The organism is Pseudomonas sp. B16120 (assembly GCF_044218845.1).
In the GTDB taxonomy this organism is placed as follows: domain Bacteria; phylum Pseudomonadota; class Gammaproteobacteria; order Pseudomonadales; family Pseudomonadaceae; genus Aquipseudomonas; species Aquipseudomonas paracarnis.
In genome coordinates, this window is the sequence record NZ_CP162588.1 from 5,115,383 (window position 1) to 5,135,030 (window position 19,648).

18 protein-coding genes are annotated in these 19,648 nt (G+C 58.0%); 3 read left to right on the forward strand and 15 right to left on the reverse strand.

Going from position 1 to position 19,648, the window contains the following annotated elements:
- From AB4P90_RS23925 to AB4P90_RS23950, 6 genes are all read right to left on the reverse strand, one after another.
- Positions 1 to 1,203: an MFS transporter gene (locus AB4P90_RS23925; RefSeq protein ID WP_019817486.1), complete on the reverse strand. Its 1,203-nt coding sequence runs from the start codon at positions 1,201 to 1,203 to the stop codon at positions 1 to 3.
- Positions 1,203 to 2,453 (reverse strand): ATP-grasp domain-containing protein, encoded by a 1,251-nt coding sequence (locus AB4P90_RS23930; RefSeq protein ID WP_014719857.1) that lies wholly within the window; start codon positions 2,451 to 2,453, stop codon positions 1,203 to 1,205. The genes AB4P90_RS23925 and AB4P90_RS23930 overlap by 1 nt, the downstream gene beginning before the upstream one ends.
- A gap of 14 nt (positions 2,454 to 2,467) precedes the next feature.
- A complete protein-coding gene (locus AB4P90_RS23935; protein ID WP_020302012.1) occupies positions 2,468 to 3,439 on the reverse strand; it encodes a proline dehydrogenase family protein in 972 nt (323 codons plus the stop codon).
- A gap of 4 nt (positions 3,440 to 3,443) precedes the next feature.
- Entirely contained in the window at positions 3,444 to 4,508 is a 1,065-nt protein-coding gene (locus AB4P90_RS23940; RefSeq protein WP_020302013.1) for a fatty acid desaturase family protein, read from the reverse strand.
- Between the two features lie 249 nt (positions 4,509 to 4,757).
- The gene (locus AB4P90_RS23945) at positions 4,758 to 5,474 is read right to left on the reverse strand and encodes a LuxR family transcriptional regulator (RefSeq protein WP_020302014.1); all 717 of its coding nucleotides are present in this window, start codon (positions 5,472 to 5,474) and stop codon (positions 4,758 to 4,760) included.
- A gap of 197 nt (positions 5,475 to 5,671) precedes the next feature.
- On the reverse strand, positions 5,672 to 6,757 hold the full coding sequence (locus AB4P90_RS23950) for a pyridoxal phosphate-dependent aminotransferase (RefSeq protein ID WP_395605416.1): 1,086 nt from the start codon (positions 6,755 to 6,757) through the stop codon (positions 5,672 to 5,674).
- A 211-nt stretch (positions 6,758 to 6,968) separates the two neighbouring features.
- Here AB4P90_RS23950 and AB4P90_RS23955 point away from each other — a divergent pair, with 211 nt between their 5' ends.
- Together AB4P90_RS23955 and AB4P90_RS23960 are read left to right on the forward strand one after the other, a co-directional pair.
- Complete coding sequence (locus AB4P90_RS23955) at positions 6,969 to 7,574, forward strand: helix-turn-helix transcriptional regulator (RefSeq protein ID WP_003194047.1); 606 nt, start codon at positions 6,969 to 6,971, stop codon at positions 7,572 to 7,574.
- The gene (locus AB4P90_RS23960; RefSeq protein ID WP_014719862.1) at positions 7,561 to 8,424 is read left to right on the forward strand and encodes a queuosine precursor transporter; all 864 of its coding nucleotides are present in this window, start codon (positions 7,561 to 7,563) and stop codon (positions 8,422 to 8,424) included. The genes AB4P90_RS23955 and AB4P90_RS23960 overlap by 14 nt, the downstream gene beginning before the upstream one ends.
- A gap of 107 nt (positions 8,425 to 8,531) precedes the next feature.
- Here the strand turns inward: AB4P90_RS23960 and queC are convergent, their stop codons facing one another.
- The 8 genes from queC to hmpA form a co-directional block, all read right to left on the reverse strand.
- Positions 8,532 to 9,230, reverse strand: a complete 699-nt coding sequence (gene queC / locus AB4P90_RS23965; protein WP_014719863.1) for a 7-cyano-7-deazaguanine synthase QueC — start codon at positions 9,228 to 9,230, stop codon at positions 8,532 to 8,534.
- A 153-nt stretch (positions 9,231 to 9,383) separates the two neighbouring features.
- Positions 9,384 to 10,271, reverse strand: a complete 888-nt coding sequence (gene cyoE, locus AB4P90_RS23970) for a heme o synthase (protein ID WP_019817484.1) — start codon at positions 10,269 to 10,271, stop codon at positions 9,384 to 9,386.
- A gap of 11 nt (positions 10,272 to 10,282) precedes the next feature.
- A complete protein-coding gene (cyoD, locus tag AB4P90_RS23975) occupies positions 10,283 to 10,618 on the reverse strand; it encodes a cytochrome o ubiquinol oxidase subunit IV (protein ID WP_003194051.1) in 336 nt (111 codons plus the stop codon).
- On the reverse strand, positions 10,618 to 11,244 hold the full coding sequence (locus tag AB4P90_RS23980) for a cytochrome o ubiquinol oxidase subunit III (protein ID WP_003194052.1): 627 nt from the start codon (positions 11,242 to 11,244) through the stop codon (positions 10,618 to 10,620). Before AB4P90_RS23980 ends, cyoD begins: the two co-directional genes overlap by 1 nt.
- Positions 11,245 to 11,247: 3 nt before the next feature.
- Positions 11,248 to 13,266 (reverse strand): cytochrome o ubiquinol oxidase subunit I, encoded by a 2,019-nt coding sequence (cyoB, locus tag AB4P90_RS23985; protein WP_005791254.1) that lies wholly within the window; start codon positions 13,264 to 13,266, stop codon positions 11,248 to 11,250.
- 3 nt (positions 13,267 to 13,269) lie between these two features.
- The gene (gene cyoA, locus AB4P90_RS23990) at positions 13,270 to 14,211 is read right to left on the reverse strand and encodes a ubiquinol oxidase subunit II (RefSeq protein WP_003194054.1); all 942 of its coding nucleotides are present in this window, start codon (positions 14,209 to 14,211) and stop codon (positions 13,270 to 13,272) included.
- 794 nt (positions 14,212 to 15,005) lie between these two features.
- Positions 15,006 to 15,512, reverse strand: coding sequence for a disulfide bond formation protein B (locus AB4P90_RS23995; protein ID WP_014719865.1), 507 nt, complete (start codon positions 15,510 to 15,512; stop codon positions 15,006 to 15,008).
- Positions 15,513 to 15,734: 222 nt separating this feature from the next.
- Positions 15,735 to 16,916 carry an NO-inducible flavohemoprotein gene (gene hmpA, locus AB4P90_RS24000; RefSeq protein ID WP_014719866.1) on the reverse strand — a complete coding sequence of 394 codons (1,182 nt, stop codon included), beginning with the start codon at positions 16,914 to 16,916 and terminating at the stop codon, positions 15,735 to 15,737.
- A gap of 147 nt (positions 16,917 to 17,063) precedes the next feature.
- Between hmpA and norR the strand changes: the two genes are divergently transcribed.
- Positions 17,064 to 18,611, forward strand: a complete 1,548-nt coding sequence (gene norR, locus AB4P90_RS24005) for a nitric oxide reductase transcriptional regulator NorR (RefSeq protein WP_032902541.1) — start codon at positions 17,064 to 17,066, stop codon at positions 18,609 to 18,611.
- Between the two features lie 63 nt (positions 18,612 to 18,674).
- Here the strand turns inward: norR and AB4P90_RS24010 are convergent, their stop codons facing one another.
- Complete coding sequence (locus AB4P90_RS24010; RefSeq protein WP_058410980.1) at positions 18,675 to 19,613, reverse strand: DMT family transporter; 939 nt, start codon at positions 19,611 to 19,613, stop codon at positions 18,675 to 18,677.
- Between the last annotated feature and the right edge of the window lie 35 nt (positions 19,614 to 19,648).

Genomic DNA, 19,648 nt, shown 5'->3' on the forward strand with positions numbered 1-19,648 from the left:
TCATGCTTCCTTGTTCCACAAAACAGCCGATCCTTTCATCACGCCCACTGCCACTGCGAACAACAGCAATACCGTACCCGCCAGCAGCCACGGCGACGGCAGGGATGGCTGTGACATCAGCATGAACGCCAGCGGCGGTGTGATCATCACGCCGATATTCACCCCCGCCGAGTAATAGCCGAGGTTGCGGTCAACGGTGTGACGGCTGGAGATACTGCTGACGTAGTGGGTGATACCGGGGAACACAACCATCTCCCCCAGGCTCCAGAGCACGGTGGCGGCCAGCAACAATGCACCGATATGGCTGAAGCCCATCAGGAAAAACCCTACGCCGGCCATCAGGAAACCCGCCACCAGTGAGCGACTGCTCGACAGGTGCGACATGCGTTGGTTAATCGGTACTTCGAATAGAATCACCAGCAGTGCATTGATAAAAAAGATGATGCCGACGTAGTAGGCCGGCAACTCGGTGTAGTTGATGATGTAGGCCGACAGAAACGTTGGCGGCAGCGCATAGGCGATGTGCACCGGCAACGCTGCCAGCAGAATCACCAGCAAGCGCGAACGCTCGTGCATTGCGCTTTCCGGCAGCCCATTGCCTTTACTGGCAACGCCAGCCCCTTGTGTCACCGGCACCGTACGCCCAAACCACAGGCAGGCGATAAAGGCGACAAGGGACAACGCCGCGTTGAGGTAGAACACCGCATCGGCGTTACTCAGGAAAATCAGGCTGCCCAAGAGCGGCCCGATTGCCATGCCGATGTTGATCGCCAGGCGGTTGCAGGAGAACGCCACTTTGCGCGATTCGCTACTGCTGTGAGCCACTGTTTCGGAGAACGTGGCGGGGGTGAATGCTTCGTAGCAGCCCCCCCATAGAAACGACAGCACAAACAACACCACGGTGTTATCCACCGACGGAATGATCAGCAGCAGCACCGCATTGAGCAGTAACGAACCGAGGATCACCCGATTGGCAGAAAAACGCTTGATCACCCCGCCGATGATCAAGTCCACAAACAACGCACCCGCGCCATACACGCCCACCAGCAAACCTGCGGTGCCCGCCGATACGGCGTGCTGATGAATCAGGTACGCCGCATAGAAAGGGAACGCCATGGTGCCCATGCGGAACACCAAGGTGATCAGGAACAGCAACTGCAAGCGGGCATTGAGCCCACGTAAAGCGCGATAGGTGCCCATCATCAGCGGATCACATAGACGTGGTCTTTGTTCTGGCGAATCTGCTCGTAATCCTCGTCGATACTGCGCTGGCTCTCCGATACCAGAAACACCCGCAGAGGGCTGCTGAGCAGGTCCACGGTCTTTTTCATCAACTTGCCGGCCTTGTATTTGACGCTCAGCTTATGCACCGAGGGCAGCGCCTCGATCAGTTGGATAGCTGAGTCGTTGAAGCCAGTGACCTCACCTTGCAGCGTAGTATCGGTGTTGATGACACAGGCTTCCTTGAGCTTTTGATAGCGCTTGCCGGCATAGTTTGCCTTGAACGCCTCACCATCGCAGTACGCCAGATAGGTGAGCTGCGCCTGGTTGCCGCCCAGGCTGATGTCGTGGAATCGGGGCTCCATGTTGCCGTTCAAGCGAGCACCGACTTCTACCAGCGCAGGGCCGGCTTCAGTGAGGATCACTTCCGAATGGGCTGGGCCGTTATTGATACCCAACGCCTTGAGCGCCTGCACGATGTAATCGACCAGTACGTTGGCCTCGGCACTGTCCGGCGCAATCAGAACGTCACGGTCATAGATGTTCTTGCCGCCACTGATTTCACGCTTCACATAACGCCAGATCCCACAGACGTAGGCCTGCCCATCACGGCTGACGGTATCGACGATATACTCCGGGCCCTTGAGGTAGGACTGGCAAAGAATTTCGGTGTTGGCCAGGCCGAAGATATCCAGGTTGGATATGACTTCCTCACAGGCGCGCTTGACGTCCTCGACGTTGTGGCAGATCGAGACGCCGTCTGTCGAAGCCGAGCTCAGCGGTTTGATCACGCACGGAAACACATGGCCGGCCTCTACCCAAGCCAGCAGTTGCTGGGGGTCCGAGGATTTGATCTGGCGGGCGGTCAACAGGCCCGCGGCCGCGACTTTATTGATCATCTCAAACTTGTCGCGGCGCGCACGTGACCCCGCGCTGCCGTTGGAAGTGGACAACTGCAGTTGTTCGCTCAAGTAGTCGGCAAATGGCACGCCTGGCTCCTGGCCAGCAATGACGGCGACTACGTTGAATTCGCGCAGGCGTTGCACGATCTCTTCAGCGTTGTCGTTGAACGCCAAATTGTGTTCGAACTCCGACAGATTCGGCCCGAGCATGCTCGGCATCAACTCTGGGGTACTCTGCACATGGATCAGGCTGAAGCCCGCATCCCGAAAATATTGCGGCAGGAAATTACCGCTCGAGTAGACATCCACCAATGCGACGTACTGCTTCATAAGAATGTCCTTTTTCAGTAATGAGTGGCGGTTTCAGAGGCCCGTGGCGAAGCCACGTCATCCAGCGCCAGGAAAATGTTCTGCGGAAACTCAGCCACACGGTGCAACAGGTGCAGGTACCAATTGATGCCATACACCGCCGACACGCGGGCCTTGACCTGACCCTGGTTTTTCACCTTCTGAATCAATTCAGGGCGCACACCGTGAAGCATCTCCAGCTCGCCTCGGTCGGCGATGCGGCTGGTGAGGATTTCTTCAACCAGCTGTGGGTCCTGGGTCGCGAAAGCGAACGGGCCACGGCCGCCATTGATTCGGTCCAGCAACCCCAGGTAACGCTCGTTGAGCGCATTGCCACGCGGTAAAGCAATCGCGGCAGGCTCAGCATAGACGCCTTTGACCAAGCGTACTTTGCAGCCAGTTTCCAGGACCGCCCCGAGGTCATCCGGGGTTCGATTCAATTGCGCCTGCAAGGTGATACCCACGTTGGGAAAGCGCCCGCTCAGTTGCAGGAAGATATCGAGGATCGAATCCGTCCATTGAGAACGCTCCATACTGATGATCACACCGATATCCTTATCGGCTGCATGGGTGAGGATCTTCGAGCAGTTCTCAATCGCCAGTTCGCGGGAAATGATGGTGCCGACGTTGGACAGGTCGAACCCCAGCTGCGGGGGTTCTTCAAGCTTGGGATGCTGTGCAATCAAGTCGATGAGTTTCAGGTACTCATCGGTAGCCGCGGTGACCTCGGCTAATGTCGTCGCTTCCTCGCCAACGAACTCGACACCGGTGCGATAGCCTTTCTCCAGCAGGGCCCCAAGCTTATCAAGCATCTCCAGGCGATCTTCGGAGATGATGTAACGAAGAGCGGCGGGCCGCAGGAAATCGCGCAGCGTCTCGCTCTGCAGGAACAAATCGCGATAGGTTTTGTTTGCCGCCAGTTTCTTCAGGGCCAGGGTTGCCAGCAGGCTGTTGTCGGTCGTGTTCATGGCATTAAACCCCGTAGGACTGGTTGAGCATACGACGTGCGAAACTCGAATCGTCGGTGTGGTTGGCAATCTTGTGAGCGCGGAACTTGGACGCGTAACTGAGCAACGTTTCCTTGTGGCGGCTCTGCCGATCACGGGTAAAGATCCCGGCCCACAGGTTGTCCCAGCGCGCGTACTCAGGGTGAGTCATCAGCAGCTTATGAGCCTTGCGCATATTCCAGTGGGGAATGGACGGATGTAGGTGGTGCACGAGGTGGTAATTGTCGTCGTGGCGACCGAAAAAGAAGTTCTCCAAAACATTGCCTTTACGGTTGCGGGTCAGCAACAACTTGTCGGTCTCAACCGCCGGCATCGGATAATGCTCGGCCAACTCGATGATCCAGCCTACGGCCACGGCGGTGGTAAACAGCGGCACCAGCCAGAACAACACCCATTCAGCGACCACCCCAAACCAGGCGACCACAGCAAAAATTACCGCCCAATAAGCCCACATCATCATGCGTTCCTTGCGGATGCGCGGGTCTTGCCCCTGGACACGGTCCTTGACCACATACTTGATGTACTGAAGGGTTCTGTAGCCGGATAGCGCCATCACGACGTTCTTCAAGAAGAACTCGCGCTCGCTTTGTTGAAGGTCATACAGGCCGCACTTGAGATGGAAATTGTAGTCAGGGTCTTTTTCTGGATGCCCCAAGTGCACGTGGTGGTTCTTGATGTGCGAAGTGCTGTAGGACTGGTACAAGTGGAAGACCAGATACCCAGAAAGAAACGTACCGGCAAACCAGTTGATCGCACGGTTTTTTGCCAACACCTTGTGGGTTGACTCATGTAGTACGTTAGTCAAAGCACGTTGGGTGGTGCCGATTAGAAACAGCGAAACCGGGTAGAACCAATAGCTGACGCCCAACGACAGGTAAATGGCAAACGCAATAATTGCATAGTCCTTACCCAGTGCGATGGCCCAGTGATAGTTATCTTTTTTACACAAGTGTTTAAGCATCCCGAATGTTTCCCGGGAAATACCGGCAGCGTATTCGCTAGCAGGTTCTTTGTTTTTATCGACCAGCATAATCACTCCATAATTAAGCGGCGCGCTGCAGCACTCGATCCGCGCAGGGCGAAGATGATTTTTTGAGTGCTGCGCCTATTGTTTTTTTTGCCTGAGCTAGACTCATCGGCTGCAAAAAAACTAAAGCACCGCTTAACAGTGAACAAGCTGCCCTTTTAGACAGGTAGCGCCAAATCACGCGCGCACGCGCGCGCTCGCCGATGAAAATTCATCGGCGAGCGCGGTATTTTTACGAGGGAGGCCTGCGGATCAGGCCTGTTCGCGGATGTAGCCCAGTTGCAAGGCTTTACGGATTGCGGACTTGCCGTTGGTGACATTCAACTTGCTGAAGATATTCTTCATATGAAACTTTACCGTACGCGGGCTCATGGAGACCAAGAGCGCTATTTCGTTATAGGTCTTGCCCAGGCTGGTCCAGGACAATACCTCTGTTTCGCGAGGCGTCAGCACGGTTTCGCGTACAACAGGGGCAAGCGAGGTTGCACCACTTTCCAGCGCCTCGTCGTAAACCGAGACCAGCAGCATCTGCAGTTCGCTTTTGTTGGCCAGCACTCTTTCGCGAAACTGTTGATGCTCTCCGAAACTGCACAGGTTGAGAATGGAATAAAAACCCTGGTTGCCATGCACAATAAAACTGGCGCCCTCGCCCACAGGCGCACACGGCCCCGGCACCGGCACCGCTTCTGCCGCAGGGGCCAGGATGTTTTCATCGCTCCAGAAAAACGGTTTTATGCGGCGCTTGGACAAGGACAACAAATGACCGCGTTGGTAAAAATCATCCGCCGCGTCACCGCGGTCCAGCGCATCGGGGTAATTGGTGATGATTTCCGCTTCGTCCAGCGTCGGCCCGCATTGATAAACCTCGAAATGCCCGAGGCCACGTCGACTCAGCTCGGCATCGAGCAATTGACGCACATCAGCGGGCTGAATGAGCGTGTTGTTATTGGCTTGACCATCGCTTCGCATGAATATCATCCCTGATGAGGGACAACGGGGTGAAGCTAGCGATCTGACGGAAGTGCTTCAATCCGGAAGCTTCTGATCAGAGCCGACCCACTCCGTAGGAAATTTCTCTAAACAGGGGAAAGAATGAAACACGCCTGACGGCCTTGTCCAGTGCTTCCGATGGCGAACCGACCGTGAGCAGCTATAGCGCCGCCTGATCAGACCACCTGCGTCGCAAAGGCCTCGCGAAAACGCTCCATCTCCCGCGAGTTGCCCACCGTCACCCGCACCCAATGCGGCCAGTCCTTCCATACCCGCCCAACCAACACATTCTGCGCCGCCAACTGCTCAATCACCTGCTCTGCCGGCCGCTTCACGTCGATCATGAAGCAGTTGCTGTGGGAGATGGTGCAGCTAAAGCCCCGACCCTTGAGCCACGCGATCGTTTCATCGCGCAACCTGGCATTGACCGCTTTGCGTTGGCCCACCAGTTGCGCGTCTTCCAGGCTGGCACGGGCGGCCAGCAAGCTGGCGCCGGCCGGGACGTTGTCGCCGCCAAACACCGCCAACCGCTCCAGCAACGCCGGGTGGCCGATCGCCAGGCCCAGGCGCGCACCGGCCATGCCGTAGATCTTGGAGAAGGTGCGCAGCACCAGCAGGTCGTCGTGGTCGTTGACCCAACTCACGCAACTGGGGGTATCGCAGAATTCGATATAAGCCTCGTCCACCACCAGCACGCTGCCCTTGGGTTTGTGCGCCAGGGCCCGCCGGATGGCATCGGTCGAGGTCAGGGTGCCGGTCGGGTTGTTGGGGTTACACAGGTACAACATGCCGGCCTGTGGGTCAGCCGCGAGCATGGCGGGCACATCATGGGCATGCTGGGCATCCAGGTTCACTTCATGCACCGGCGCCTTGATCGACTCGGCCGCCTGGCGCGGGACTTCGTAGGACGGCGTGGCCATCACCAGGCCGCGGGTCTGGCTGGCAAACGCCAGCACTGCGTAACGCAAGGCAGCCATCGAGCCGGCAAACACCCCGACGTTGTCTTCGGCTATACCCTGTTGTTGGGCGAACAGCGCGGCCAATGCGTACATATCGGGGTAAGGGTAACGTCCGGACGCTGCAATCGCGCGCTGCATTGCCTGGCGAGCCGCGTCTGAAGGGCCGTAGGGGCTTTCGTTGTAATTGAGCAGCACCTGGTCAGATTTTGTCGGCGCTGGGCTGGCGAGGGCCCATTTGAGCTGCCCCATCACAGGCAGGGCCGCGCCCAGCGCGAGAAGGGATCGACGACTGACACGCACCATGGTGACTACTCCTTGTAGAGGCGCGAGGGATTCGCGCAGGCCGTATAGAAGACTATGACGAGAAAGCCGTTGCCTGATTTACCACCAAGGCGTATCCCTGCACTCAGCACTTTATTGTTATAGCGGGCGCGTGCAACACTTTCGCTGCCGCGAACCTTCAAGAACGGGTTCTGCCGGCATGGACTGATGACTAAATGGAAGTGGTGAGCACTTGATACACAGACGGGAAAAAACCGAGCACTTGAAGAGCAACATCAAGTACTTGATCAAGAGTCGTGGCGAAACCCAGCTTTCGTTAAGCAGTGCCGCCGGCCTGACCAGGACCACCATCTACAACATCCTGGAAGGCAAGGTCGTTAACGTACAGCAGTCGACCATTCGCAAAATCTCGGACTTCTTCGGCGTCTCCTACGAAGAAATCGAGACCATCAGTTTTGAGGCCAAGGAAGTCATCGAGAGCAATGTTTCCCCACTGGGTAACAAGAACCCGGCGGCAGTGCCTGTGCTCAAGGAAAGCCTGCTCATGCAGAACCTGGGCAAGCGCATCGGTGAACTGGCCACGCTTCATCCGCTGACGTATTACTTCGGCAGCGCCTGCAACTTGATCGGCGTGCGCCTGGAGCACGGGATTCCGGGCCTCAATGAACCGGGGGACTTGCTGATCGTGCAGAAAGGCTCGTCGAGCGACGATAAAGAAAAGCTGGTGTACGACCGCGCCACCAAGAAGCTGTTCATCACCCTCGAACCCTGCGGGAACTCAGAGCGTTTGTGTGTCATCGGCGACATCCTTGAGGAGCGCTTCAATGACAACGTCTGAGGGCGCCGTGGAAAACAGCAAATACAAGTTACTGGGCTTTGAAAACGACAAACGCCTGGCGGTGATCATGGTGATCGCCACGGGCAAGGTCCTCAAGATCAAGCTGAGTGAAGTGCTCAGCAGTGAAATGATGGACAACTTCAACAAGATGGAAATCAAGAATCTGTACAAAAAATTCTACTCCCAAGGCGGGACACTGACCGCCTACGATATAAACGACCGCAATGAAAACTCCTGGATGATTTACATCATCCTGAACTTGCTGCTGTTCACCTTCTATATCTTCACCAGCATTGCCGCGACCAAACCGATTTACCTGGAGTCGTTGGGCATCATCGTCACGCCGGGCACGTTCCTGTACCCACTGACCTTCTTGATCGTGGACTTGCTCAACGAGAATTTTGGCTTGCGCCTGGCCAGGCGAGCCATTCTGTTTGCGTTTGCCAGCAACGCGATGATCATCATCCTGCTGTATGGCTCCACGTTCCTGCCGGGGCTACCGGGCTGGAAGCTGGATGGGCCTTATACCGACGTGATCCTGCAAGTGTCGTCGGTGCTGGTGGCCTCTTCGGTGTCGTTCCTGGTGTCGGAGAATATAAATTCCTATTTGCTGTGCAAGATCAAGGAGCTGACCAACTCCAGGTACCTATACCTGCGGATATTCCTCAGTACGTTCTTTGCAGTGATTATCGACAGCTTCCTGTTCTGCTTTATCGCCTTCTACGGGGCGATGCAGACCAGCGACATACTCAGCATGATCTATGTACAGATCGCGATCAAAGTCGGCTTTGCGTTCTTCAACATCCTGCCTGCCTACGGGGCACGTTCATTGTTCAAGCGCTATCAATAATCCTGTAAGAGCGAGCTTGCTCGCGAAGAACCCGAGCGCGCCGCGTTCAACCCGATGCGCTGCGTTATCGTTGACGTTCTTCGCGAGCAAGCTCGCTCCTACAAGGGTTATTTCAGCTGCAACTTGTGCTTGAGGCTCTGCATGACAGTTGTCTTGTTCTGCAGGTAGTCATTCAAGCCCCGAGCGCGCAGGTTGCACGCGTCACACTCGCCACAGCCGGTACCGATGATGCCGTTGTAGCAAGTCAGCGTCTGCTCGCGCACCAGCTCCAGTTGCCCGTGGTAGTCGGCCAGGGCCCAGGTTTCGGCCTTGTTCAGCCACATCAACGGGGTGTCGAGGCGCACGTCGTATTCCATGCCCAGCTTGAGGGCCTGGTTGAGTGCTTTGACAAACTCATCCCGGCAATCGGGGTAGCCTGAGAAGTCGGTTTCGCACACACCGGTGATGACGGTCTCGGCCTTCACTTGGTAGGCGTAGATCGCAGCCAGGGTCAGGAACAGGATGTTGCGCCCCGGCACAAAGGTACTCGGCAGGCTTTCACCCGAGCTGTTCACGGTCGGTACCGGGATGTTGTCGCGCGTCAGGCTGCTGATCGCCAGCTCATTGAGCAGGGACACATCCATCACTTTGTGCACAGTGGCCCCCAACTGCTTGGCCAGCTTCTGGGCCACTTCGATTTCTGCCACATGGCGCTGGCCGTAATCAAAGGTAATGCAGTGCACTTCGTCATACAGCGGCAGGGCCTGGATCAGACAGGTGGTCGAATCCTGCCCGCCACTGAAGACCATCACGGCTTTTTTACTCATTGCATTGCTTCCTGCATTTGTAGAATTGGGATGTAGGAGTGCGCTCGCTCGCGAAAAACGTCAACGATAACGCAGCGTATCCGGTTTAGCGCAGCGCTCAATAAAAAACCCCGCACGACTTTCGAAGGCGGGGCTTTTTTACCGCAAGACCACTCAGTGGGCGTAGGTCAGCAACAGCTCTTTCGGCACTTGGAAATCCAGGGACATCATCACGCTGAGCGCGGTGATGGTGAAAATCGAGAACACGAACAGCTTGCGCGCCCAGACGGTGTCATCCACCGCCTTGTAGCCGGTCCAGGCCATGTACAACCAGTACATACCCATCGCGGCGGCGACGGCGAGGTAGCTCATGCCGGCGTAGCCACTGAAGGTCAACATCAAGGTCGCCACGAGGAAGGCCAGGATGTAGAGCAGGATGTGTTTCTTGGCCACCTGGATGCCACGCTTGACCGGCAATACCGGAATCGACGCAGCCAGGTAGTCATTGAAGCGGAAAATCGCGATGGCGTAGGAGTGCGGCATCTGCCACAGGCTGAACATCACCAGCAGCACCAGCGCGGCCATGTCGAAGCTATTGGTCACAGCCACATAACCAATCACCGGCGGCATCGCCCCCGACAGACTGCCCACCAGCGTGCCGTGAACCGACTTGCGCTTGAGGTACAGGCTGTAGAGACCGACGTAGATGACAAAGCCAATCACGGCAAACAGCGCCGCCAATGGGTTGGCCACCTTGTACAACAGGGCCACACCGGCAACACCCAGGACGGTCGCAAAGATCAGTGCCAGCTTCAGGGAAATAAGCCCCTGGACCAGCACGCGATTCTTGGTGCGCTCCATCTTGATGTCGATGTCACGGTCGATGCAGTTGTTGAATACGCAACCGGAAGCAACCACCAGGGACGTACCGATCATTGCAGCCAGGAAGATGGCCAGATCGACATGTCCCTTGGAGGCCAGGAAGAAACCGCCCGCCACAGAAAGCACGTTACCGAAAATGATCCCCGGTTTGGTGATTTGGATAAAGTGCTTAAGCGACATCGGGTCTTACCTCACTTCGCCATCATGTAGGTGTGGATGCTGAACATGATCCACAGCGACAGACCAACCAGCAGAACGATCACCAGGCCTGCGAACACAAACGCGATCACGTTCTCGCGCTGCTCTTTGGAGCGGTCCAGGTGCAGGAAGTACACCAGGTGAACCAGAACCTGAATCACCGCGAACGCCAGGACGATCATCAAGGTGATCGACTTGGGCAAGGTTGGGTACATCACCAGGCCGAACGGGATCAGGGTCAGGATGACCGACAGGATGAAGCCGATGGCGTAAGACTTTACGCTGCCGTGGCTTGAATCGTGGCTGTCATGGGAGTGTGCATTAGCCATTACAGAGTCCCCATCAAGTAAACGACGGTGAATACGCAGATCCAGACCACGTCCAGGAAGTGCCAGAACAGGCTCAGGCAGCTCAGGCGGGTCTTGTTGGTGTTGGTCAGGCCGTGCTTATTGACCTGATACATCATCACTGCCATCCACAGCAGGCCAGCGGATACGTGCAGACCGTGGGTGCCGACCAGCGTGAAGAACGCCGACAGGAAACCGGAACGGTGCGGGCCGTAGCCTTCGGAGATCAGCAGGTGGAACTCGTTGATCTCCATGCCGATGAAGCCCAGGCCGAACAGGAAGGTCAGGCCCAGCCAGCTCAGTACGCCCTTCTTGTTGCCCTTGTAGAAGGCCAACATGGCGAAGCCGTAGGTGATCGAACTGAACAACAGCAAGGCGGTTTCGCCGAGCACGTAAGGCAGTTCGAAGATGTCGTGGCCCGACGGGCCACCCGCTACGTTGTTTACCAGTACCGCGTACACCGCGAAGATCGACGCAAACAAGATGCAGTCGGTCATCAGGTAGAGCCAGAAACCGTAGACGGTTATTGGCCCCGAGTCGTGGTGGTGGTCATCGTGCCCATGGTCATCGACATGGGCGTGTCCAGCATTGGTCACTAAGTTCGACATGGTTTAAGCCTGTTCCAACGAGGTTTCTACACGGTTGGCCGGGATCTTCTTCTCGGCTACCAGGCGAGCGTGCTGCTCGGCTTCGATGCGTTCGATCGTTTCGACCGGCACCATGTAGCCTTGATCATCACGGGCAGCGTGAATGATGAAGTAACCGATAGTGCCCACCAGGCTCGCGATTGCCAGCCACCAGATGTGCCAGATCATCGCGAAACCGAACACGGTCAACAGCGCACCCATCACCACGCCAGTGGCGGTGTTGTTTGGCATGTGGATCGGCTCGTAGTGCTTGGGCTTCTGGTACGCAGTACCGTCTTCCTTGGCTTCGGTGAACGCATCAATGGTGTTCGCAGTCGGGATCACAGCGAAGTTGTAGAACGGTGGTGGCGACGAGGTCGACCATTCCAGGGTATGGCCGTTCCATGGATCGCCGGACTCGCACATGTTCTTCTTGCGATCACGCACGCTGACATACAGCTGGATCAGCTGGCAGGCGATGCCCACAGCGATCATCACCGCACCGAACATGGCAACGTACAGGTACGGTACCCACTCAGGGTTGGTGGTGGCGTTCAGACGACGGGTCATGCCCATGAAGCCCAGTGCATAGAGCGGCATGAACGCGACGAAGAAGCCCGAGATCCAGAACCAGAACGCAGCCTTGCCCCAGCCTTCGTGCAGCTTGAAGCCGAACGCTTTCGGGAAGTAGAAGCTGAAACCCGCGATGTAGCCGAATACCGCACCACCGATGATCACGTTGTGGAAGTGGGCGATCACGAACAGGCTGTTGTGCAGCACGAAGTCAGCGCCCGGGATGGCCAGCAGTACGCCGGTCATGCCGCCGATGGCGAAGGTCACCATGAAGCCCAGGGTCCACAGAACCTGGCTGGTCATGCGCAGACGACCGTGGTAGATGGTGAACAGCCAGTTGAATAGCTTCACCCCCGTCGGGATGGAAATCAGCATCGTCGCCAGGCCGAAGAAGGCGTTGACGCTGGCCCCCGAGCCCATGGTGAAGAAGTGGTGCAGCCATACCATGAAGCCCAGTACGGAGATTGCGCCCGAGGCGTAGACCATCGAGTGGTGACCGAACAGGCGCTTGCCGGTAAAGGTCGAGATCACTTCGGAGAAGATACCGAACGCCGGCAGGATCAGGATGTACACCTCAGGGTGACCCCATGCCCAGAACAGGTTCACGTACATCATTGGATTGCCACCAAGTTCATTGGTGAAAATGTGGAAATCCAGGTAACGGTCAAGCGACAGCAGCGCCATGGTAGCGGCCAGGATCGGGAACGAAGCCACGATCAGCACGTTTGCCCAGGTGCAGGTCCAGGTGAAGATCGGCATGTCCATCAGTTTCATGCCAGGGGCGCGCATTTTCAGGACGGTGGCCAGGAAGTTGACCCCCGTCAATGTCGTCCCGAGCCCTGATAACTGTAGCGCCCAGATGTAGTAGTCCACACCCACGCCCGGACTGTATTGCAAGCCCGACAATGGCGGATACGCAACCCAGCCGGTCTTGGCGAATTCGCCGACGCCCAGGGAAACGTTGATCAGCACCACGCCGGAAACCAGCAGCCAGAAGCTCAGGGAGTTCAGGAACGGGTAGGCAACGTCACGCGCACCAATCTGCAGCGGCAAGGCAAGGTTCATCAAGCCGGTGAAGAATGGCATCGCCATGAAGATGATCATGATCACACCGTGAGCGGTGAAGATCTGGTCATAGTGTTCAGGTGGCAGGTAGCCAGGCGAACCCTCGGTGGCCATGGCCAACTGGGTACGCATCATGATGGCGTCGGCAAAACCACGCAGCAGCATGACCATGGCAACGATGACGTACATGACGCCGATTTTCTTGTGGTCGACCGAGGTCAACCACTCGGTCCACAAGTAGGACCACTTCTTGAAATAGGTGATACCCGCAACCAGCGCCAAACCACCCAGCGCGATCATGGCGATAGTCACCATTACGATCGGCTCGTGGAATGGGACCGCGTCCCAACTTAATTTACCAAACATCGTTTACTCCTCTGCCCCAGCAGTTGAATGCGCGCCCGTATCAGAACCTTCAACCACGGCCACTTCTTTCTTCTCGTGCTTGACCGGCTTGCCTGGCTTCATACCTTCGTACTTGTCGACGATTTTCTGAAACAGGTCCGGCTCATACGCGGAGTACAAGGCGACAGGGTTGTTCTGGCTCGGTTTGGTCAGAGCATCGTATTCAGCTTGATCAAGCTGTTTAGGTGCGGCCTTGACTGCAGCTACCCAGGCGTCGAAATCTTCCTGGCTTGTCGAGATCGCTTTGAATTTCATGCCGGTGAAGCCAGCGCCGCTGTAGTTGGCGGAGATGCCTTCCATTTCAGCTTTCTGGTTGGCGATCAGGTGCAGGCGGGTCTGCATGCCTGCCATCGCGTAGATCTGGCCACCCAGTGCTGGGATGAAGAACGAGTTCATCACGGCGTCGGAGGTGATCCGGAAATTAAGCGGGGTGTGCTCCGGGAAGCGGATCTCGTTGACAGTGGCGATACCCAGGTCCGGGTAGATGAACAGCCACTTCCAATCCAGCGCGACCACTTGGATGTTCACAGGCTTGACGTCGGACTCCAGCGGACGGTACGGGTCCAGCGCGTGGGTCGACTTATAGGTGATGTAACCCAGGGCGATGATGATGAGGATCGGAACCAGCCACACCGCGATCTCGATCTTGGTGGAGTGCGACCACTTCGGCGCGTAGGTAGCGCTGGTGTTGGACGCGCGGTATTTCCAGGCGAAGGCGAAGGTCATCACGATCACAGGCACCACAACCAGCAGCATCAGCAGGGTAGCGGTGATGATCAGGTTTCGTTCATCCAGACCGACCTGTCCTTTTGGGTCGAGCAAGGTCCACTTGCAGCCTCCCAGCATTAACATCATGCCAAGCAGCGGCAAAAAGCCTAGTAATCGGGGGTACCTGTTTTTACTCATCTCACGACCTCTAAAGCAGCTTGCGCAATGCAGTTGGGTTTTGATCGCCAACACTTCACCCTGCCAAGGGTTGGCATTTCTCTTCGATTGAATAAGAGCCTGCCCGACACGTCATGACTGTACGTTTCACGGACCTGCAGTGAGTTCTTATTCGATTTCGTGGCTAAAGGCCTTGTTACAGACCAATTCCATTTGGTGCGGATAGTTGAAAGGCTGCCGGAACCTGGGGTCGCATTGAGCCTTCCATCTGCTCCTCGACCGCTCCAATGCTCAAATATTGAACAGCACCGGACATTCAGTGCGGGCGATTGTAGTTAGCTAGCGATGTATAAACCATGTCTTATAAAGAAATAATTTTTATCGATTCCAGCAACAATCCTTCACCAAAGTTGCAAAGATTCGCGATCTTATCGTGTTCGATTCTCAACAAAAACCACAAAAATTGCCGTGTTATTGGGCACAGTGCCACTTCCCTTACGGCTTGTAAGGGCATGCGGATGCCGTCCAAGTCCCCATAAAACAAGGCATTCATAGAGGCAGCAGGGGTTGGAGCCGCACACAAATCGGGCCACTGCACGAACCACGAACTGACAGCACAATTTGTGCGCCGGGTGCAAATTAAAGGGCCGATTTGGCGGGTCAGAAACGTCCTGCGACAGCGTCCGTGTGACAACATGTCGCACGCTGCGCGCACCTTCCGTTGCCCCTCGTCACGGTGCTTTCACAAATCCCTACAAACAAAAACGCTCCGGCCTTCATTCAGAAGGAACGGAGCGTTTGGCAGCCGCGGCGACTCAGGCTTTGGGGTGACGGTTGCGATAGATGCACAGGGGCACCAGGATCGCCGTCAGCACGAATGCCACCAGTGCCCATTGGGCCAGGGACAGGCCGAGGATCGGTGGGTAGGGGGTGCTGCAGAAGCCGTCGACCTGGAAGCCCAGGGGAAACACCTTGGCCAGGGGCAGGTCGTCGACGATCGGCTGCAACACATCGATGCCGCAGCTGACCTGGGGGAAAAACTGGGTGTACACATGGTGGCCGGCCGCAGCCACGCCACCCAAGGCGCTGAGCACCACCCACCCTTCAAAGAACGTCAGCGCGCCCTTGGTGCGCATGGCGGCGCCGATGAACGCGAAGAGCGCAATCAGCAGCAAGGCGTAGCGCTGCAGAATGCACAGCGGGCACGGCGCTTCGCCCAGCACCACTTGCATGTACAGCGCCCCGCCAATCAGCGCCAGGCAGATGATGCCCAGCAACACCAGAAAGCGCCGCTCCCTGCCTAAACGCATGTCGTCAATCATCCCCGTCTTTCCCTTTCTCTGATTATGGTTGTGCCTGATGGCAACGAGTTTACACACAGGCAGTGGTTAAAACAGAGGGGGGTTAACAGCGGATTAATCGTGGCAAATGTAATGATCGTGCGGACGCCATCGCGGGCAAGCCCGGCTCCCACATTGGAATGCAATCCTCTGTGGGAGCCGGGCTTGCCCGCGATGATGCCGATACGGTCAATTGGCCAAATTCTATTCCAACGCCGCCGCCGGGCCAAAGAACTCATAGCGCGCCTGCTTCTCCGGCACACCCAGCGCCTTGAGATGGCGCTTGACCGCCGCCATGAAACCCTTGGGGCCCAAGAAGTAGGCATCAATATCACGCTGCTCAGGCAACCAGGCTGCCAGTTGCTCCTGGTTGAGCATCCCGACCTGGTCTGCCGCCGGGCTGATACCGTCATCCTCGGCATAGCAGTAGAAACGCTTGAGCTGCGGATGCTGGGCCGCCAGCGTGTCCACCCAATCACGGAACGCATGCACCCCGCCGTTACGGGCGCAATGGATGAAGTGCACCGGGCGTTCGGTTGCCAGGGCGGCTTCGAGCATCGGCAGTGTGGGCGTAATGCCTACCCCGCCGCTGATCAACACCAGCGGTTTATCACTGGCGGCCAGGGTGAACTCACCCGACGGCGGGAACAGGTCAATGGTCGCGCCGACGTGCATCTGGTCGTGCAGGTAATTGGAGACCCGCCCGCCCACTTCGCGCTTGACGCTGATGCGGTACAGCCCGGTGTCGGTGAGGGCCGACAGGGAATAGTTGCGGCGCACTTCTTCGCCATCGAGCACCAGTTTCAGGCCGATGTACTGGCCGGGGGCTGCGGCCAGGATCGGGCCGTTGTCCACCGGGGCGAAGTAGAAGGAGATGATCTCGTCGCTCTCCTCCACGCGCTTGACCAGCAGGAACGCCCGCGCACCCCGCCAGCCGCCGGGCGCCTGGGCTTTTTCGTCGTAGATGGCCGCTTCGGCGCCGATCAGAATGTCCGCCAACTGGCCGTAGGCCGCGCCCCAGGCACTCATGACCTCGGGGGTGGCAATCTCGCTGCCCAGCACTTCGGAAATAGCCCGCAGCAGGCAGGCCCCAACGATGGGGTAATGCTCCGGCAGAATCTGCAAGGCCACGTGCTTGTTGATGATCTTGGCCACCAGGTCGCCCAGTTGGTCCAACTGGTCGATATGCCGCGCGTACATCAGCACGCCATTGGCCAGGGCGCGAGGCTGGTCACCACTGGCCTGGTGGGCCTGGTTGAACAGCGGACGGACTTCGGGATACTCGGACAGCATCATGCGGTAAAAATGGGTGATCAGTGCTTCACCGCCGCTTTCCAGCAGGGGCACAGTGGATTTAACAATGGCACGGTCTTGGGCACTCAGCATGGGAGACTCCTCGGTCTTTTTACTCATTACCCTTAGGTAGTCAGTATTCGTGCCAACTAATAAACCCATGTTTTTCAAGAGCTTAAACATTATGTAGTCAGTATGACCTCCTACGCTTTATAGTCATATCGACTACAAGGAGTCATTATGACTGCAAAACCGCTGCTCACCGCCCTGCTGCCGCTGGTCGCCGATCTGTCCCGGGAACTGCCCGAAGGCGAGCGCTACCGCCGCCTGCTGCAAACCATGCGCGCCCTGTTGCCCTGCGATGCCGCCGCGCTGCTGCGGCTGGATGGCGAGTGGCTGGTGCCGCTGGCGGTGGATGGCTTGAGCCCTGACACATTGGGCCGACGTTTCAAGATCAGCGAACACCCGCGCTTTGAAATACTGCTGAGTAGCCCCGGCCCTACCCGCTTCGACAGCGACAGCCAATTGCCCGACCCCTATGACGGCCTGGTCGCCGGTTTACACGGCCACCTCGAAGTCCACGACTGCATGGGCTGCCCGCTGTTTATCGACGACCAGCCGTGGGGCCTGCTGACCCTTGACGCTCTCGACAACGAGCGCTTTGAACGGGTCGAACTGGACGCGCTGCAGGCCTTCGCCAGCCTGGCCGCGGCCACGGTCAATGTGGCTGAACGCATCGAGCGCCTGGCGCTGCGGGCCGAAGACGAGCACCAGCGCGCCGAAATCTATCGCCAGGCCAGCGGCCAGCAGCACAAGGAAATGATCGGCCAGAGCAAGGCGCATAAACGGCTGGTCGAGGAAATCAAGCTGGTAGGCGGCAGCGACCTGACCGTGCTGATCACCGGCGAAACCGGGGTCGGCAAGGAGCTGGTGGCCCAGGCGATCCATGCCGCGTCATCGCGTGCCGACAAGCCCATGATCAGCCTCAATTGCGCCGCACTGCCGGAAACCCTGGTAGAAAGCGAGCTGTTCGGCCATGTACGCGGCGCTTTCACCGGAGCGCTGAATGAGCGCCGAGGCAAGTTTGAACTGGCCAACGGCGGCACGTTGTTCCTGGACGAAGTCGGTGAACTGTCATTGAGCGTACAGGCCAAGCTGCTGCGCGTACTGCAAAGCGGCCAGTTGCAGCGCCTGGGTTCGGACAAGGAACACCAGGTGGACGTGCGCCTGATTGCCGCCACCAACCGCGACCTTGCCGAAGAAGTGCGCAATGGCCGCTACCGTGCCGATTTTTACCACCGCCTGAGCGTGTACCCGCTGCAAGTGCCGGCACTGCGTGAACGCGGGCGTGATGTGCTGCTGTTGGCTGGCTTCTTCCTTGAACAGAACCGTTCGCGCATGGGCCTGGGCAGCCTGCGCCTGACCGGCGATGCCCAGGCGGCGTTGCTGGCCTACAACTGGCCCGGCAATGTGCGCGAGCTGGAGCACTTGATCGGCCGCAGCGCGTTGAAAGCCCTGGGCAACTGCCGCGAGCGCCCGAAAATTCTCAGCCTGAGCGCCCTGGACCTGGACTTGCCCGACGTGAGTACGGCGGTGGCCGAACAAGCACCGGCCCAAGCCCTGCCCATGGTCAGCGGCGACCTGCGCCAGGCCACCGAGCACTACCAGCGCCAACTCATCAGCGCCTGCCTGGAACGCCACCAGCGCAACTGGGCCAGCGCCGCCCGCGAACTGGGCCTGGACCGCGCCAACCTGGGGCGCATGGCCAAGCGGCTAGGCCTCAAATAAAGCAGGCACCTCCGTTGATCGTTCCCACGCTCCGCGTGGGAATGCCTCACCCGACGCTCCGCGTCATGGCCTCGAGAGCGGACGCGGAGCGTCCCCAGCGGTATTCCCACGCAGAGCGTGGGAACAATCGAGCGCACGGGGCTTACGAAACACCAGCACATTCCCCAGCATCACCAGCACCAGCCCCATCAACGCCGGCGCCGTCCACTGGTAGCCCTCGGCCACGGCCGACACATTCAGCGCCACCACCGGAAACAGCACCGTGCAATACGCCGCCTTCTCCGGGCCCATGCGGCCCACCAGGGTGAGGTAAGCGGTAAAACCAATCACCGAACCCGGGATCACCAGGTACCACAGCGCACCGATATACCGCGCACTCCAGTCCATCTCGAAGGGAATGCCACGCACCGCGCAATAGGTCGCCAGCATCGCCGCCCCATAGGCCATGCCCCAGGCATTGGTGGTCAACGGCTTGAGCCCAGCCTTCTGTTGCAGGCTGGACAACAGGTTGCCCGCCGAGAAGCACAGGGTGCCCAGCAGGGCCAAGCCCAGGCCCAACAGGGTTTGCGGGCTAGCGGTATGCCCAACCAGCTCCGGCCAGAATAAAAAGCCCAGCCCCAGCAACCCAAGCGCCCCGCCCATCAACACGTTACGCGCCACCCGCTGGCCGAAAAACACCCGGGCATTGAGCGCGTTCCACAAGGTCGCCGTGGAGAACACCACGGCCACCAGGCCACTGGGGATCCACTGGCTGGCAGTGAGAAAGCACATGAAGTTGACGCAGAACAGGCACAGCCCTTGGGCCAGGCAGATCAGGTGCCCGCGCCGGTTCATCACCTGCAACTTGCGGCTGAGCAGCAACAGCGCAAACAGCACCAGCGCCGCCAGGCCGAAGCGATAGACAATCGACACGGGAATCGCCACCACGCCCAGCTGCCACTTGAGCGCAATCCAGGTGGTGCCCCAAATCAGCACCGTGAGTAAATACAGGAAGAGGTTCATAGCAGGCTCCGTCGTTTGAGCCACAGTGTTGCCTT